We start from the raw sequence: 15,784 nt of genomic DNA on the forward strand, positions 1-15,784 counted from the left end.
ATTGATTAATGCATCAAACACAAAACTCGACCCAAGCTCCATGAAATTCGATCTGGCGGATCTACGCGGCTTCCTGGCGGTGGCCGACCTGGGCAGCTTTCGCGCGGCGTCGCTTTCCCTGCACCTGTCCCAGTCCGCGCTGTCGCGGCGCATCGACAAGCTGGAGGATGCGCTGGGCGTGCAGCTGTTCAACCGCACCACCCGCAAGGTGGAGCTCACGGCCATCGGCCGCGGCTTCGTGCCGCGCGCCCGCAACGTGCTGAACGAACTGGAGTACGCGCTGGTGGGCATCCAGGACGTGGCCGAGCGCATGTCGGGCCAGGTCACCATCGCGTGCGTGCCGTCGGCGGTGGCGTACTTCCTGCCGGCCGTCGTGCGCGAATACCATCGGCAGTATCCGCGCATCCGCATGCGTGTGATCGACGAGTCCTCGTCGGTCGTCCTGACCGCCGTCGCGCGCGGCGACGCGGACTTCGGCCTGACCTATATCGGCACCCAGGATGCCGACATCGAATTCCGGCCGCTGCTCGAAGAACCTTTCGTGGCTGCCGTGCACAAGGACCATCCCTTGGCCAGGCGGCGCCAGGTCAGCTGGAAGGACCTCAGCGCCTACGAATACATCAGTCTGGCGCAAGGCAGCGGCAACCGCTTCCTGATCGACCAGGCCTTGGCCCGCAGCGAGATCAAGCCACGCTGGGCTTGCGAAGTCCAGCACGTCCCGGCGCTGGTCAGCATGGTGGAGGCCGGCGTGGGAGTGGGCGTGGTGCCCCGCCTGGCCATGCCGCCTGGACGACATGAGGCCCTGGTCAGCCTGAAGCTGAACCAGCCGGTGGTCAGCCGCACCCTGGGCCTGATCCAGCGGCGCGGACGCGCGCTCAGCCCGGTGGCGCAACTGCTATTCGATATGTTGGTGAAGCGGCGAGGCGGGATCTGAGCGCCGCGTATCCCGACGCTGAACGTCAGGCCCCGGGCCGCGTTCCCATCATGGCGCGTGACAGCCTTTCGGCGGCCCCCAGCACGGCCGGCTTGTGCCGGTGCAGCGCTTCCTCGGTCAGGCGCGACAGCGGTCCCGAAATGCACAGCGCCCCCAACAGCGTCCAGTTCAAGCCATATACCGGCGCCGAAATGCTGGAGACCTCCGGATCGCGCTCGCCCAGCGACATCATGTAGCCCTGCCGGCGCACGGTCTCATAGGGCTCGCCCGGCTCGCCGGAGAAAGCCAGGATGACGCGTCCCGGACTGCCCAGGTTCAAGGGCAGGCCCGCCCCGACGCGCACGTGATGCCGGATGGCCTTGGGCCCCTCGACCCGCACCACGCAGATACGCTGGTTGCCCTCGCGCACGTAGAACGTGGCGCTTTCGCCCGTGGCGATGGTGAGTTCGCGCAGCACGGGCTCCACGATGTCATGCACGTTGAACGTGGCTTGGTAGCAGGCGCCCAGCCATCCCGCCGCGCGCGCCAAGCGCCAGCTGCCGTCGGGACGCTGGGCCATGTAGTCGTCCAGCGCCAGCGTGCGCGCCAGGCGGAGAACGGTGGAACGGTGGTAGCCGGTGCGGCGACTCAGCTCCGCCAGCGATAGATGAGGGTCATCGACGCCGAAGGCCTCCAGGATGCGCATCGCGCGGCGCACCGCCACCACGCCTTCCTCCGCGTCGCCCGCGGCGTCTTCTGCTTGGGGATTTTGTTTCATAGGGCACGACATGTTCCGACATACGAAACGCTATTGTATTCTCCGGAACAGAATCACAGAATGGGCGCACCAAAAATAATCATCACGGAGACGCCCATGTTCACGCTACGCCGCCTGCCCGCAGGCGCCGCGCACCGCCGCCTGACGCTTTGCGCCCTGCTTTGTTCCCTGCTTTGCGCCCTTGGTCCCGCGCGGGCCCAGGCCGGCACCTACCCCGACAAGCCCATCCGCGTCATCGTGCCTTTCCCACCAGCCGGCGGCACGGACCTCATCGCGCGCGAAATCGTGCGCGAGGTGGCGCAAGCCAAGGGATGGAACTTCGTGGTGGAGAACCGTCCTGGCGCCGGCGGCAACCTGGGCATCGACGCCGTCGCGCGGTCCGCGCCCGATGGCTACACCATAGGGCTGGGACAGACCAGCAACCTCGCCATCAACCCGGTTCTCTATCGGAAGATGCCCTACGACGCCGTCAAGGACCTGGCCCCCATCGGCCTGATGGCCGGTTCGCCGCTGGCCCTGGTTGTCTCGGCCAACAGCCCCTATCACTCGCTGGCGGACCTGGTGGACGGCGCCAAGACGCAAACCCTGGCCTTTGCCTCGCCCGGCAACGGCACGGTCGCCCATCTCTCCAGCGAAATGCTGCAGAAAATGGCCGGCATCAAGTTCATGCACATCCCGTACAAGGGCTCGACCCAGGCGGTGGTGGATCTCGTGGGCGGCCGCGTGCAGCTGTACATGTCGTCCGTGCCGACGCTGATCGGGCACATCAAGGACGGCAAGTTCCGCGCGCTGGCCGTGACGTCCTCGCATCGCGTGGCGGACCTGCCGGACGTGCCCACCGTCGCCGAGGCCGGCTATCCGGGCTACGAAGCGCTGACGTGGTTCGGCTTCGTCGCGCCCGCCGGCACCCCGCGGGAAATCATCGATACGCTCAACACGGAAATGAACAGGGCCTTGAAGCAGCCGCGCCTGGTCAAGGTCCTGCAGGAACAGGGCGCCGACGTCATGGGCGGCACGCCCGCGCAGTTCGGCACGTTCATCCAATCCGAGATCCAGCGCTGGACGCCCGTCATCAAGGACGCGGACGTCCATGTCGACTAGGCCCGCACCCGGCGCAGGCACGGGTCCGCGCCGCATCGCGTTCCATCACCTCTCCTTCTCCAGCAGGAATTCCCATGTCCATCCCTGATATCAACAAGCAATTCGAACGCGTCCCTGCCGCCACCGTGCGCGAAGCCGCGCAATACCAGCCCGCCATCCTGGCCGACGTGGCGGGCCGCCGTGGCGCCCTGCATGGCCGGATCCAGGCGCTGCGCCCGCGCATGCGCTTTGCCGGCGCCGCCTTCACGGTGGAGGTGCGCCCGGGCGACAACCTGATGATCCATGCGGCGCTCGCGCTGGCCCAGCCCGGCGACGTCCTGGTGATCGACGGCAAGGGCGACCAGACCTGCGCGCTGATGGGCACCATCATGATGAACGTGGCGCGCGAACGCGGCCTGGCCGCCGTGGTCATGGATGCCGCGGCACGCGACAGCCTGGATATCGACGAGATGGACTTTCCCGTCTTCAGCGTCGGCACGAATCCCAACGGCCCCACCAAGCAGGTGGGCGGCCGCATCGGCCATCCGGTGTCGGTGGGCGGCGTCACGGTGCATCCGGGCGATTTCATCTGCGGCGATGCCGATGGCGTGGTCGCGGTCGAGCGCGAGAAGATCGAAGCGCTGCTCCCCCTGGCCGCGCAAAAGGTCAGGTCGGAAGCCCATCGCATCGAGGAAATCAGGAAGGGCAATGTCGACGCGCCCTGGCTGCATGCCGCCCTGGTGACCGCCGGCGTGCTCAAGCAAGGAGAATCGCTGTGACCGAGGCCGCCAAACCCCGCGTGCTGGTCACGGCCGCCGACCTGGCGCCGGCCGCACTGGAGTTACTGCGCGACTACCAGGTCGAATATGCAGGCGCCCGCTTCTCCGAGGAGCAGCTCGCCGGCCTGGTCGAGCGGCATGACCCCGTGGCGCTGATCGTCCGCTATGGCCAGATCACGCCGCGCGTCATCGGCGCCGGCAAATCGTTGCGCGTCATCTCCAAGCACGGCAGCGGCACGGACAATATCGACCGCGACGCCGCGGCCGCGCGCGGCATCGCCGTCAAGGCCGCCGTCGGCGCCAACGCGGCAGCGGTCGCCGAGCACGCCATCGCGCTGCTGCTGGCCTGCGCCAAGTCCATCGTGGCCATGAACGCGCGCATGCACAGCGGCCATTGGGACAAGGCGACGCACAAGAGCATCGAACTGCGCGGCAAGACGCTGGGCCTGATCGGCCTGGGCGCGATCGGACGGAACACCGCGGCCATCGCCCATTCCATGGGTATGCGCATCCTGGGACACGACCCGTATGCCAGGGACCTGCCGGACAGCATCGCGGCGGTCCCCCTGGACCGGATCTGGGCCGAGGCGGACGCCATCTCGCTGCACGCGCCGCTGACCGACGAAACCCGTTGCGTGATCAACGCCGACACGCTGGCGCGCTGCCGCGACGGCGTGATCATCGTCAATACCGCGCGCGGCGGCCTCATCGACGAACCCGCGCTGGCCGCCGCCGCGCGCAGCGGCAAGGTCGCCAGCGCCGGCCTGGACAGTTACGCCCAGGAGCCGCCGCCAGCCGACCATCCCTATTACGGCATTCCCAATCTCATCCTCAGTCCGCACGTGGGCGGCGTCACGCGCGACGCCTACGTCAGCATGGGCACGGCGGCCGCCAACAATGTGCTCGCGGTGCTGGGCGACACGAAACAGGTTTTCAATGGGGGGACCGTCCAGTGAACTCGCCAGGCCATATCGAGGACGAGCGCCGCGACGCGCAGCGCGTAGCCGCGCCGGCGGACGCGCCCGCCATCCGATGGCGGCAGCGTCCGCCCGGATCCAACTGGGGCGATTTCGGCCCCGACGACCAACGCGGGCGCATGAACTGGGTGGATCGCGGCAAGGTGCTGCAAGGCATCGCGGAAGTGCGCGAGGGCCTGACCTTCTGCCTGTCCCTGCCCCTGGACTACCCGGGCGGCACGGCGCTCAATCCCAAGCGCCAGCCACCGCGCCGCTATGCCACCTTGCGCGACGGCGCCAGCGCGGGCAAGCAGAGCTTCTGCTTCTCCTATGCCGACGAGGATGAGCGCATCACCGACGTCGTCTGCGACGATACCGTGTTGATGAGCCTGCAGTACTCCACGCAATGGGACAGCCTGGCGCACATAGGCAGCCGCTTCGACGCCGATGGCGATGGCGAACCGGAGGCCGTCTTCTATAACGGCTATCGCGCCGGCGTGGAATTGCAGGCGGCCAGGGAGGACCCCGAAGCCGAACCCTGGGCGCGTTATCCGGAGCCGACCGCGCACGCGCTGGGCATCCAGAACCTGGCGGAGCATGGCGTGCAAGGACGCGGCGTCATGCTGGACCTGCATCGTCATTTCGGCGAGGCGCAGCGCCGCGTGGGCTACGACGACCTCATGCGCGTGCTGGATGCCGACGCGGTGGAGATCGAGCGCGGTGACATGGTATGCGTGCATACGGGATACGCGCAGCTGCTGCTGGACATGCGCAAGCAGCCGCAAGTGGACCTGCTCAAGCGCGCGTGCAGCGCCCTGGACGGACACGACGCGCGCCTGTTGAACTGGATCAGCGACAGCGGGCTGGCCTGCCTGGTCGCCGACAACCCCGCCGTCGAGGCGGTGCGCGTGAACCTCCAACCGGGTATACGCGCGCCGCGCCTGCCTTTGCACGAGCACTGCCTGTTCAAGAACGGCATCCACCTGGGGGAGCTCTGGTACCTCACCCCGCTGGCGCGCTGGCTGGCCCAGCACGGCCGCACGCGCTTCCTGCTGACGGCGCCACCGCTACGCCTGCCCGGGGCGGCGGGATCGCCCGCCACGCCGATCGCGACGGTCTAGCCCACGCGCCGGGCAACCCCGGCCAGGACGTTGGCCAGACCCCGAAGATCCCGCGCCGAGGGACAAGGAAATCGGCGACAGAAAAATGAGCAACAGAACGGAGACGACATGAAAACCTTGCAAGGCCTGTTCGCGCTGGCCGCCATCGGCTACGCCTGCGCGGCGACGGCCCAATATCCCGACCGCCCGCTGAAGATGGTGGTCCCCTACTCCGCGGGCGGCGCCGCCGACGTGCAGGCGCGCCTGGTCTCGGCCAAGCTGGGCGCCCTGCTCAGCCAGCAGGTCGTGGTCGAGAACCGGCCCGGCGCCAGCGGCACCATCGGCGCGGCCTATGTGGCGCACGCCCCGGCCGACGGCTACACCGTGCTGTACGACGCCACGGCGCATGCCGTGAACCCGGCGATGTACAAGTCGCTCACCTACGACACCCGTCGTGACTTCATGCCCGTGTCGCTGGTGAGCCTCACGCCGAATCTGCTGGTGGTGCCGGCCGCCTCGCCCGCGCGCACGATCCAGGACCTGACGCAGGCCGCGCGCGCCAAGCCGGGCCACGTTACCTATGGCTCACCGGGCATAGGAACGGCGCAATACCTGGCCGCCGAACTGTACGCCCACGGCTACGGCTTGAAACTGACCCACGTGCCCTACAAGGGCGGCGCGCCGGCACTGTCGGACCTGATGGGGGGCCAGATCGACATGATGTTCAGCAATATGGCCGCGTCTTCGCCGCTGGTGCGCAGCGGCAAGCTGCGCGCGCTGGCCGTCAGCGCACGCAGCCGCGTGGCCGCCCTGCCGGACGTGCCCACGGTCGCCGAGTCCGGCATCGCGGGCTACGAAATGTATGAATGGAACGGCGTGTTCCTGCCGGCCGGCACGCCGGCGGCCGTCGCCAGCCGCCTGGAGCAGGCCGTGCGCCAGGCGGTCAACGACCCCGCCACCAGGCAGAAGCTGACCGAACTGGGTGCCGAGCCGGTCGGCTCGTCGGCGCACGACTTCGCCGAATTCGTCGATCGGGAAATGAAGCGGTCCGCCCAGGTGCTGGCGGACGCGGGCATCCAGCGAGGAGAACAGCCATGAAGCTATCCACCCTGATCGCCGGCGCCGCACTGGCCCTGGCGGCAACCGCCGCCAACGCGGCGTGGCCCGACCATCCCGTCCGCATCGTCGTCCCCTATCCGCCCGGCGGCGCGGTGGACGCGGTCACCCGCAAGGTGGCGCAGCAATTGACCCTGCAGACCGGCCAAACCTTCATCGTCGACAACAAGGCTGGCGCCACCGGCACCATAGGCGCGGGCCAGGTCGTCCATGCACAGGCCGACGGCTACACACTGATGGCCAACGACACGACGTATACGACGCTGCCCTTCATTTTCCAGTCCCTGTCCTGGGATCCGCGCACGGCGCTCACGCCGGTCAGCGCTTTCATGTTCGCCCCCATGGCCGTGGCCGTGCGCAAGGAGTCCCCTTTCCATACGCTGCAGGGCCTGCTCGCGGCGGCCCGCGCACAGCCGGGCAAGGTGACCTTCGGCACCGGCGGCATAGGCACCACGCCGCATTTCGCCACCGAAGCCATGGCGCAAGCCTCGCATACGACGTTGATGCACGTGCCTTTCAAGGGCGCGGGCGAGGCGACGGTGGCGGTGCTGTCGGGCACCGTCGATTTCCAGATCGCCTCCACGCCGGGCGTGATCGCGCAAGTACAGAACGGCACCATGCGCCTGCTCGCCATCAGCGGCGAGGAGCGCCTGAAGGCGCTGCCCGACGTGCCGACGTTCAGGCAGGCCGGCCTCGACGACGAAGGCGTGATCAATTTCACCGGGCTGTGGGCGCCCAAGGGTACGCCGATGGCCGTGCAGCAGCGCTTGCAGGCCGAGGTCGCCAAGGCCATGGCCTCGCCCGACATGCAACGATTCGCCGCCACGCTGGGGGCCGATCCGCGCGCGGTGGCCGGCGAGGACTTCCAGCGCATGGTGGCCCAGCGCCAGAAGGTGTGGGAAGCGGTATCGCGCCAGATCAACCTGCAGAAGCAATGACCATGATGACACTGTTCAAGCAACCCGAATGGCGCGATGCAGAGGTCCACTCCGCCATGCCGGCGCATTACAGGCGCACGGGCGTACGCTCGGCATGGGCGGACGCCAACCGTGGCGGCACGCCCATCGACTCGTTTCTCGAAGGGCCCGTGTTCGACGCGCAGGGCAATCTCTACGTCACCGATATCCCCTATGGGCGCATTTTCCGCATCGACCTGCAAGGGACGTGGGACCTGGTCGCCGAATACGATGGCGAGCCGAACGGCATGAAGTTCCTGTCCGGACATGAGCTGCTGATCACCGACTACAAGAACGGCCTGGTGAAGCTCGACTTGCGCAGCGGCCGCACGGAGGACTACCTGGCCCGCCGTAACACCGAGCGCTTCAAGGGCGTCAACGACCTGGTGTTCGACAGCAAGGGCAACCTGTATTTCACCGACCAGGGGCAGTCCGGCATGCACGATCCCAGCGGGCGGGTCTACCGCCTGGACCCACGCGGCAAGCTGGACCTGCTGTTGTCCAACGTGCCCAGCCCCAACGGCGTGGCGCTGTCGCCTGACGAGAAAGTACTTTACGTCGCTGTGACCCGGGGCAATGCGGTGTGGCGCGCGCCGTTGATGGAAGACGGCAGCGTGGCCAAGGTCGGCCAGTTCTTTACGTCGTATGGCCCCAGCGGCCCGGACGGGCTGGCGGTGGACACGGCCGGCAATGTGGTGGTGGCCAATCCAGGGCTGGGCTATGTCTGGCTGCTCAACCCACGGGCGGAGCCCATCGCGGTGTGGCGCAGCCCCAAGGGGATGTCGACGACCAACATCGCCTATGGCGGCGCCGACCGCAAGACCTTGTACTGCACCGAATCGGTGTCGGGCACGATCCTGAAGATGACAGCCCCGCAAGCCGGCCTGACGCTGTCACGGCCGCGATAGGCCGCCGTGGCCGGACGCGAGCCAGCGCGGCAAGCCGCGCGGCGACACGCCCGACGCCGTTCGCCTATTGATACGAACATCGTGTCGCACGCAATGCGACCCCGGAGACTGTCCATGAGCTTGCGTAATTCCTTTTCGGGCCATTCCTTTTCGCGCCATTCCTTTTTCGGTAATTCCTTTTTCGGTAATTCCTTTGTCGGTAATTCCTTTGTCGGTAATTCCTTTTTGGGTAATTCCTTCGCCCGGCGGCTAGCCCGCCTCCTTCCGCGGGCGGCAGCTTGGCTCGTGCTGGCGGGTGTCATGCCGGCCCAGGCGGCGGAAACCACGCCGTATCCCGGGCAGCCTGTCCGGATCTATACCGGCTTCGCCGCGGGCGGCCCCACCGACGTCATCGCCCGATCCTTCGCGCAATACGCCGGGACGGCGCTGAAGCAGCCCTTCATCGTCGAGAACCGGCCCGGCGCCAACACCATCCATGGTATGGCATCCTGGCGCCGGCAGGCACGCCCGCCGCCGTCCTCGCCACGTTGCAGCAGACCGCGCGAGCCTATGTCGCCGACGACAGGACCCGGCAGACCATGGCCGCGATGGGCCTGGAGGCGGCCAGCGTGTGCGGCGCCGACCTGACCACGCAAATCGCGCGGGAGATCGACACCTATACGGGTATCGCGCGCAAGTTGAACCTATCGGGCAATTGAATCCGGATTGGACCCCGGGCCTATCCCGGTTGAATCCCGATCGAACCCGGATTGACATTGAAGGGCGGCTGAACTCGCATCCAGCGCGCCTCGCAAGCGGACCGGGGGCGCCGCGTCAGAAATCGATCTGCGCCGACAGCAGCACCGTGCGCGGCGCGCCCACCGTCGCGTACGTGCCGCTGGTCAGCCAGTAGGTCTTGTTGAACAAATTCTCGATCGTGGCGCGAAACACCACGGGCTTGCCCATCACCCGCGTGGTATAGCGGGCGCCGACGTCATAACGGGTCCAGCCGGGCAGCTTCATCGTGTTGGCGGCGTTGAAGTACATCGAGGAGGTGTAGATCATGCGGCCGTTCAGGCTCAGCCCCGTCACGCCCGGCACGTCCCAGTCCAGGCCCAGGTTGTAGGCGTGGTTGGGCACGCCGTTGGCGTCGTTACCTTCATTGACGCCGCCGGCGGTCTTCTTCAGCGTGGCGTCGTAGAACGTGCCGCTGGCCATGAAGCGCAGGCCTTCCGTCACTTCGCCGAACGCCGACAACTCCAGGCCGCGGTTGCGCTGCTCGCCATCGAAGCTGTAGATGTTCGTGGCGGGGTCCGTGATGGAATTGGGCCGCGTGATCTGGAAGACCGAGGCCGTCGTCGTCACCGTGCCCCAGTCCACCTTCACGCCGGCTTCGTACTGCTTGGACTTGAACGGCGGGAAGACCTCGCCCGCGTTGGCGGCGGTGGTCGGCGCGATGCCGCCGCGGGTGAGGCCGGACGTGAAGTTGCCGTACAGCGAGACGTTCTGCCACGGCTTGACGACCAGGCCGGCCACGGGCGAGATGGCATCTTCGTTGTAGTAGGAGGTGCGCGCGCCCGTCGCGGTGGAGAAATTGGTGAGCTGCACGCGCTGCTGGCGCAGCCCCCCGGTCAGCAGGATCCTGTCGTCGAGAAAGGACAGCGTATCGGTCAGCGCGATGCTGGACAGCACGGTGTCCGAAGCCTTGCTGGGCCGCTGGCGATCGGCGGTGATCGGGGCCAGCGGCTGCGGATAGTAGAGGTTGGACGCGCGCGTGCCGCCCGTCACATAGGCCGTCGACTGCTGTTGTTGCAGCCGGGTGATGTCCAGCGACAAGGTGTGGCCGATCGAACCGGTGCGGAATTTGCCGCGCGCGCCCACGTCGGCCGAGGTGGTATTGCTGTTCGAGTCGTAGTAGGCGTTCAGCACGTTCATCGCCCCCGTCTGGCTGGCCGGCCCCGAAGGGAAGGTCTGGCTCGCCTCGCCGTATCGGTAGCCCACCGCGCCGTAGACCATCAGGTTATCGGTGACGTCGTACTCCATGCGGGTCGCCACCACCGAGTCCTGCAACTTCAGTTTGGTGCCGGGAAACCAGTTGGCATGGCCGGACGGCGGCGACGGGATATCGGTGACCGTGGACGCGAAGCCGGTCTGGGGACGGAAGTTGTCGGTGTCCTCGTGCTGGGTATAGGCATCCAGCGACCAGCGCAGCCGGCGCCCCGCGTAATCCAGGCCCACCGCACCCAGGGTGGTCTGCTGCCTGCCGTCATCGATGGCGGTGGCGCCGTCGCGATACAGGCCGTTGACGCGGATGCCCCATTCGTTGTTTTCCCCGAAGCGGCGGCCCACGTCGACCTGCGCGCCGCCTTGGCCGGGACTCTGGTAGGTGGTGGTGACCCGCGTCAGCGGTTCTTCGCCCGCGCGCTTGGTCACGATGTTGATGTTGCCGCCCACGCTGCCGCTGGGCCCCATGCCATTCATCAGCGTGCCTGGCCCCTTGAGCACCTCCACCCGTTCCATGATGGCCGCCGGCATGCGGCTGGCCGAGGCCAGGCCATACAGGCCATTGAGACCGACGTCGGTGCTGGACACCGTGAAGCCGCGGACCTGGAAGTCCTCGCCAAAGCCGGTGCTGGCCGTGAGCATGCGCACCGACGATTCGTTCTGGACCACGTCGGCCAGCGTGCGCGCCTGCGCGTCGTCCAACGCTTCGCGGGTGTAGTTGGTCGTGCTGAACGGCGTATCCATGATGTCGGCCGTCCCCAGGATGCCCAGGCCGCCGCCACGCGCCACCTTGCCACCCGGATAGGCTTCGGGCAGCGCGTTGGCGATGCCGCTGGCGTTGACCGTGACGGTAGGCAACGTGGTAACGTCCGCCGCGCCGGCGGGAACCGCGGGGCGCGTCAGCAGGTAGCTCCCATTGCCCTGCCGGGTCGCGTCGATGCCCGTATTGGCCAGCAGGGCATCCAGGCCTTCCTGCACCGTATAGCGGCCCCGCAGGCCAGGGCTCATGCGGTCCGCGGCGACCTCGGGCTTGAAGGCCAGCATGATGCCGGACTCGCGGCCGAAGCGGCCCAGGACTTCCTCCAGCGTGCCGGCCGGGATCGCATAGGTGCGGGCGGGGGCCTGGACCTGTGCCTGGGCTTGAGGCGGGGTCTGGGCCTGCACGGCCTGCGTTGCCGCCAGCAGCGGCGCGGCCAGGAGCGCGCCGCTGACGACGCGCCCGAATGCGTGCCCGAATGCTTGCCCGATTGCGTGCCCGAATGCTTGCCCGATTGCGCGCCCGAATGCTTGCCCGATTGCGCGCGCCACGGCCGCCTGGCGGAATGCTGGACTCGACTGGCGGCGCGGCGCCCGGAACTGACCCATGATCTGACCTTTATCGCGTATGTATGGAAGATGGAAAAATGCGTTCTCATCTGCCATGACCCGCAAGATCGGAAAACGGCTCAGGCCGGGACCAGGTATTTTGTAACGGCCGCTCGAAACCGGCGCGCGAGGCGCGGGCCGCGCGTCAGCTGCGCAGCGATCCTGGCGCTGTCGCAGGCACCAGGCGCACCGAACGGGCGCCCCAGAATCGCGTCAGTGTCTTGATACGCACGCCCAGCGTCATGCTCAAGGTGTCCAGTACCCGGCCGACATCGCCCACCGGAAAGGATCCCGAAACGCGCAGGCCGGCGACCTCCGGGTCGCAAGCCAGCGGAACCAGGCTGTAACGCGCCAGCTCGTCGATGAAATCGCCCAGGCGCATGCCGCGGGCGACGATGTATCCCTCGCTCCATGCCACCGCGGCATCGTCGACCGGCCTGTCGTCCATCACCGCGTTGGCCGTATAGCGGACGCGATGCCCCGCGCGCACTACCTGGGCCCGCGCCGCGTTGCGCGCCGGCTGGATGCGGACCGCGCCGGCAAACACGCTGACATCGGTTTCGCCGCGCTGCACGCGCACGGCGTAGCGTGGCCCCAAGGCCAACGCCGTTCCCTGCGAAGTCTCGACCACGAACGGCGGCGTGCTGTCCCAGGCGTTGGCGGTGCGCACCAGGATTTCGCCGGCGAGCAGGCGCACCAGGCGCTGCGCGCCGTCGAAGCGCACGTCGACCGCGCTGTCGGTATTCAAGATCAGTTCGCTGCCGTCGGCCAGCACCAGAGTGCGCCGCTCGCCCACCGCGGTGCGATAGTCAGCCATCCACGCATGCCACGGGATGTACTCATGCGCACCCCATGCCACGCCGCCCACGCCGGCCGCCAGCACCAGCGCCTTGAGGGCCTGGCGCCGGCCGGCGGCCAGGCGTTCGCGCCCGGGCGCCAGCGTGGCGCGCGCGATGGCGGCATTGTGGGGCGAGGCCAGGTGCGTCAGGCGGCCATTGACCGACTCGATACGCTGCCAGGCCGACTCATGCGCGGGGTGCTCGGCGCGCCAGTCGCGCCAGGCCGCCAAGGTCTCCGGCGAGACGTCGGGCGCCTGCAATTCCAGCAGCCATTGCACGGCCCGTTCGGCGACCTCGGGCGCCATGCCCGCGGCATCGGCGGTAGTGCTGTACCAGGGTGAAGCGGACACCTGTGAGGTAGACATATTTGAGGCAGGCATATCCCTCTATGCGGTCGATGCCCCGGAACGCCAGAGCGCGCGTGGGCAGCATCATGCCATCGAAAGATCGGCAAAGTAACACCGTTGCAGCGCTTTGACGATATGCCGTTTTACGGTAGGGATGGAGATGCCGAGCGCCGCCGCGACCTCCGCGTGGCTGCGGCCATCGAGCTGAGATAGCAGGAAAGCGCGCCGCACCGCGGCCGGCAGGCCGTCCAGCAGGCGGTCCAGTTCCACCAGCGTTTCCAGCACGATGGCGCGATCCTCCGGCGAGCACGCATACGCCTCGGGCGTGCGGGCCAGCAGGTCCAGATAGGTTTTTTCGAGTTTTTCGCGCCGCCAGTGATTGGACACCAGGTGCTGCGCCACCGTGGTCAGGAACGCGCGCGGCTCCTTCAGCGTGGCGGGCACCCGCTCGCTGCTCAACAGGCGGATGAACGTGTCGTGCGCGAGATCGGCCGCCTGCTCCGCGTTGCCGAGACGGCGCTGCAGCCAGCCCTTGAGCCAGGAATGATGGTCGCTGTAGAGGACGCCCACGGTGTCGGGCAGGCACATAGCCGGGGAAGTCACGATCCGCCTTTTTGCGCGCGCCGCTGCCATCTATAAACGCCGCGACGACGATTGGCGCCAGCCGGCTGCACACAAGTAACAATGAATAAAAATCGTTCTTATTTAAAAGCTGGCGGCCGGACATTGTCAACCGGATGTTGTGGCCTTGCCGCATCGGCCCGAGGGTCGCGGGCACTGGTGGAAACCATGATGCGCGGTGCGGGGGCTTTTGGCCTAGAATTGCGGAAACGTTTACGCAGACACGGCGCATGCCGCCTGCGCACGACAAAACGACAGAACGGCAACAACCGCGAGACTGGAGACAAGATGAGCTTCCTGCTGGGCGCCGCGCGCCAGGTCGGCTACGTGGTCAAGGACATCGAGAAGGCCATGGCGCAATGGGCCCGGCTGGGCGTGGGTCCCTGGTTCTACAAGGAGGACGTGGGCACCACCGAGTTCCGCTACTACGGCAAGGACTCGCCCCCGCCCGCCTTGTCGATCGCACTGGCCAACTCGGGCGACTTGCAACTGGAACTGATCCAGCAGCGCGACGACGCGCCCTCGCTCTACCGCGACACCCTGCGCCAGGCGGGTGAAGCGGCGCAGCACGTCGCCTACTGGACGCTGGACCGCTACGACGAACACGTCGCCACCCTGCTGGGCCTGGGCTATGTCGAGGGCCATGGCGGCCGCATGGGCACCCGCGGACGCTTCGGCTACTTCGTGCATCCGGACCTGCCCAGTGCGATGATCGAGCTTTCCGAACTGACAGGCGGCAAGGGCGAGCATTTCCAGCGCGTGCGCGCCGCCGGCGCGGACTGGGACGGCCGCGATCCCGTCCGTCGCCTGACGGCGACGGGCAGCCCGCAGGCCTGACCGTGCGAGCTTAAGAGAGAACCGGGAACCGCCACGACACCATGCCTCACCCTCCCAAGCCCCGTGCCACCATACGCGACGTCGCCCGCCAGGCCGGCGTTTCCATCGGCACCGCGTCGCGCGCGCTCAATCGCACGGGCCGCGTCAGCGACCAGACGATCGCCCTGGTGGCCAAGGCGGCCCGCCAGCTGGGCTACGCGCCGGACGGCGTCGCGCGCAGCATGCGCACGCGCAGCACCGGCGTCGTGGGCATCCTGGTCTCGGACCTGTCCAATCCGCTTTACGCAGCCATCATCACCGCCGCCGAGACGGCCTTCCAGGCCGCCGGCTACTCCCTGCTGGTGGCGAGCACCCACAACCGGCAGGCCAAGGAACGCGCCCTGGTGGACGTGTTCCGCGGCCGCCGCGTCGACGGCCTGATCCTGGGCGCCTGCGAGACCGAGTCGGCCGACATGCTGGGCCGGCTGGCGGGCGACCTCCCCGTCGTCGCCCTGGACAGGGATTTCGGCCCCGATTGCGCGGGCGTGCACGTGGATCACTATCATGGCGCCCTGAAGGCGACGCAATACCTGCTCAACCTGGGTCATCGCCGCATTGCGCTCTTCACGCCCGGCGCGCATTTGCGTCCGGGCCGCGAACGGATCGCGGGATTCCGGGACGCCTACACCCAAATGGGCCTGACGCCGGGTTCGGACCTGGTGCGCATGGAGCGGTCGGCCATGGAATTCGCCTTCAGCGAAGCGCTGGCCCTGCTGTCCAGCGATCGCGCGCCCAACACGTCGCCCACCGCCTTTATCTGCCTGGGCACGCGCATCATGGCCGGCGTGCTGCAGGCGATACGCCATAGCGGGCGCAGCATTCCGGACGACGTCAGCATGGTGGGCGTCGGCGACAGCGATCTCTCGCAATTGGTCAGTCCCAACATCACGACGCTTACCTGGAACCTCGGCGCCGTCGGCACGGCGGCGGCGGAATTGCTGCTCAAGCAACTCGACGGCGGCGCGACGCGGCCAGCGCCGGAGCGCGTGCTGATCACCACGGACCTGATGTTGCGCGATTCCTGCGCGCCCTTGCCCTTGCCCCAGCCAGCGCGATCCGAGGCCAGGAAGGGACGCGGCTCCGCCGTCCGCCCTTGACCCGCGCTGCCGCGCGGCAACCCGATCCCAGCAGGCCTTAGCAGCCTCAACAGCCTTAACAGCCCTAACA

Annotated in this window: 14 protein-coding genes; 10 read left to right on the forward strand and 4 right to left on the reverse strand. The window is 67.8% G+C overall.

All coding sequences use genetic code 11. From position 1 onward, the window contains the following. The first annotated feature begins 40 nt into the window (after positions 1-40). Positions 41-934 carry a LysR family transcriptional regulator gene (locus tag C7R54_RS22420; protein WP_129152714.1) on the forward strand — a complete coding sequence of 298 codons (894 nt, stop codon included), beginning with the start codon at positions 41-43 and terminating at the stop codon, positions 932-934. Positions 935-959: 25 nt separating this feature from the next. On the opposite strand, the gene C7R54_RS22425 is transcribed toward C7R54_RS22420, so the two are convergent. Further along, positions 960-1,691 carry an IclR family transcriptional regulator gene (locus tag C7R54_RS22425; protein WP_129152716.1) on the reverse strand — a complete coding sequence of 244 codons (732 nt, stop codon included), beginning with the start codon at positions 1,689-1,691 and terminating at the stop codon, positions 960-962. Positions 1,692-1,787: 96 nt separating this feature from the next. Between C7R54_RS22425 and C7R54_RS22430 the strand changes: the two genes are divergently transcribed. The 7 genes from C7R54_RS22430 (at position 1,788) to C7R54_RS22460 (ending at position 8,586) form a co-directional block, all read left to right on the forward strand. Then, positions 1,788-2,792, forward strand: coding sequence for a Bug family tripartite tricarboxylate transporter substrate binding protein (locus tag C7R54_RS22430; protein ID WP_129152718.1), 1,005 nt, complete (start codon positions 1,788-1,790; stop codon positions 2,790-2,792). Positions 2,793-2,866: 74 nt separating this feature from the next. Next, positions 2,867-3,550 (forward strand): RraA family protein, encoded by a 684-nt coding sequence (locus C7R54_RS22435; RefSeq protein ID WP_129152721.1) that lies wholly within the window; start codon positions 2,867-2,869, stop codon positions 3,548-3,550. Further along, a complete protein-coding gene (locus C7R54_RS22440) occupies positions 3,547-4,506 on the forward strand; it encodes a hydroxyacid dehydrogenase (protein ID WP_129152723.1) in 960 nt (319 codons plus the stop codon). Before C7R54_RS22435 ends, C7R54_RS22440 begins: the two co-directional genes overlap by 4 nt. Continuing rightward, complete coding sequence (locus C7R54_RS22445; protein ID WP_240039668.1) at positions 4,503-5,627, forward strand: cyclase family protein; 1,125 nt, start codon at positions 4,503-4,505, stop codon at positions 5,625-5,627. The genes C7R54_RS22440 and C7R54_RS22445 overlap by 4 nt, the downstream gene beginning before the upstream one ends. A gap of 108 nt (positions 5,628-5,735) precedes the next feature. Then, positions 5,736-6,704, forward strand: coding sequence for a tripartite tricarboxylate transporter substrate binding protein (locus tag C7R54_RS22450; protein WP_129152725.1), 969 nt, complete (start codon positions 5,736-5,738; stop codon positions 6,702-6,704). Continuing rightward, entirely contained in the window at positions 6,701-7,660 is a 960-nt protein-coding gene (locus C7R54_RS22455) for a Bug family tripartite tricarboxylate transporter substrate binding protein (RefSeq protein ID WP_129152727.1), read from the forward strand. Before C7R54_RS22450 ends, C7R54_RS22455 begins: the two co-directional genes overlap by 4 nt. A gap of 5 nt (positions 7,661-7,665) precedes the next feature. Continuing rightward, the gene (locus C7R54_RS22460) at positions 7,666-8,586 is read left to right on the forward strand and encodes an SMP-30/gluconolactonase/LRE family protein (RefSeq protein WP_129153149.1); all 921 of its coding nucleotides are present in this window, start codon (positions 7,666-7,668) and stop codon (positions 8,584-8,586) included. Positions 8,587-9,399: 813 nt separating this feature from the next. Here C7R54_RS22460 and C7R54_RS22470 read toward each other — a convergent pair. The 3 genes from C7R54_RS22470 to C7R54_RS22480 form a co-directional block, all read right to left on the reverse strand. Further along, a complete protein-coding gene (locus C7R54_RS22470) occupies positions 9,400-11,934 on the reverse strand; it encodes a TonB-dependent receptor (RefSeq protein ID WP_129152729.1) in 2,535 nt (844 codons plus the stop codon). A 145-nt stretch (positions 11,935-12,079) separates the two neighbouring features. Further along, positions 12,080-13,138, reverse strand: coding sequence for a FecR domain-containing protein (locus tag C7R54_RS22475; RefSeq protein ID WP_192903723.1), 1,059 nt, complete (start codon positions 13,136-13,138; stop codon positions 12,080-12,082). Positions 13,139-13,204: 66 nt separating this feature from the next. Next, positions 13,205-13,708: a sigma-70 family RNA polymerase sigma factor gene (locus tag C7R54_RS22480; protein WP_129153151.1), complete on the reverse strand. Its 504-nt coding sequence runs from the start codon at positions 13,706-13,708 to the stop codon at positions 13,205-13,207. A 321-nt stretch (positions 13,709-14,029) separates the two neighbouring features. On the opposite strand from C7R54_RS22480, the gene C7R54_RS22485 reads away from it, so the two are divergent. Beyond that, positions 14,030-14,578 carry a VOC family protein gene (locus C7R54_RS22485; protein ID WP_129152731.1) on the forward strand — a complete coding sequence of 183 codons (549 nt, stop codon included), beginning with the start codon at positions 14,030-14,032 and terminating at the stop codon, positions 14,576-14,578. Positions 14,579-14,619: 41 nt separating this feature from the next. Then, entirely contained in the window at positions 14,620-15,714 is a 1,095-nt protein-coding gene (locus C7R54_RS22490) for a LacI family DNA-binding transcriptional regulator (protein WP_129152733.1), read from the forward strand. Positions 15,715-15,784: the final 70 nt, after the last annotated feature.

It is taken from the genome of Achromobacter aloeverae, from assembly GCF_004121055.1.
Taxonomy (GTDB): Bacteria; Pseudomonadota; Gammaproteobacteria; order Burkholderiales; family Burkholderiaceae_B; genus Bordetella_C; species Bordetella_C aloeverae.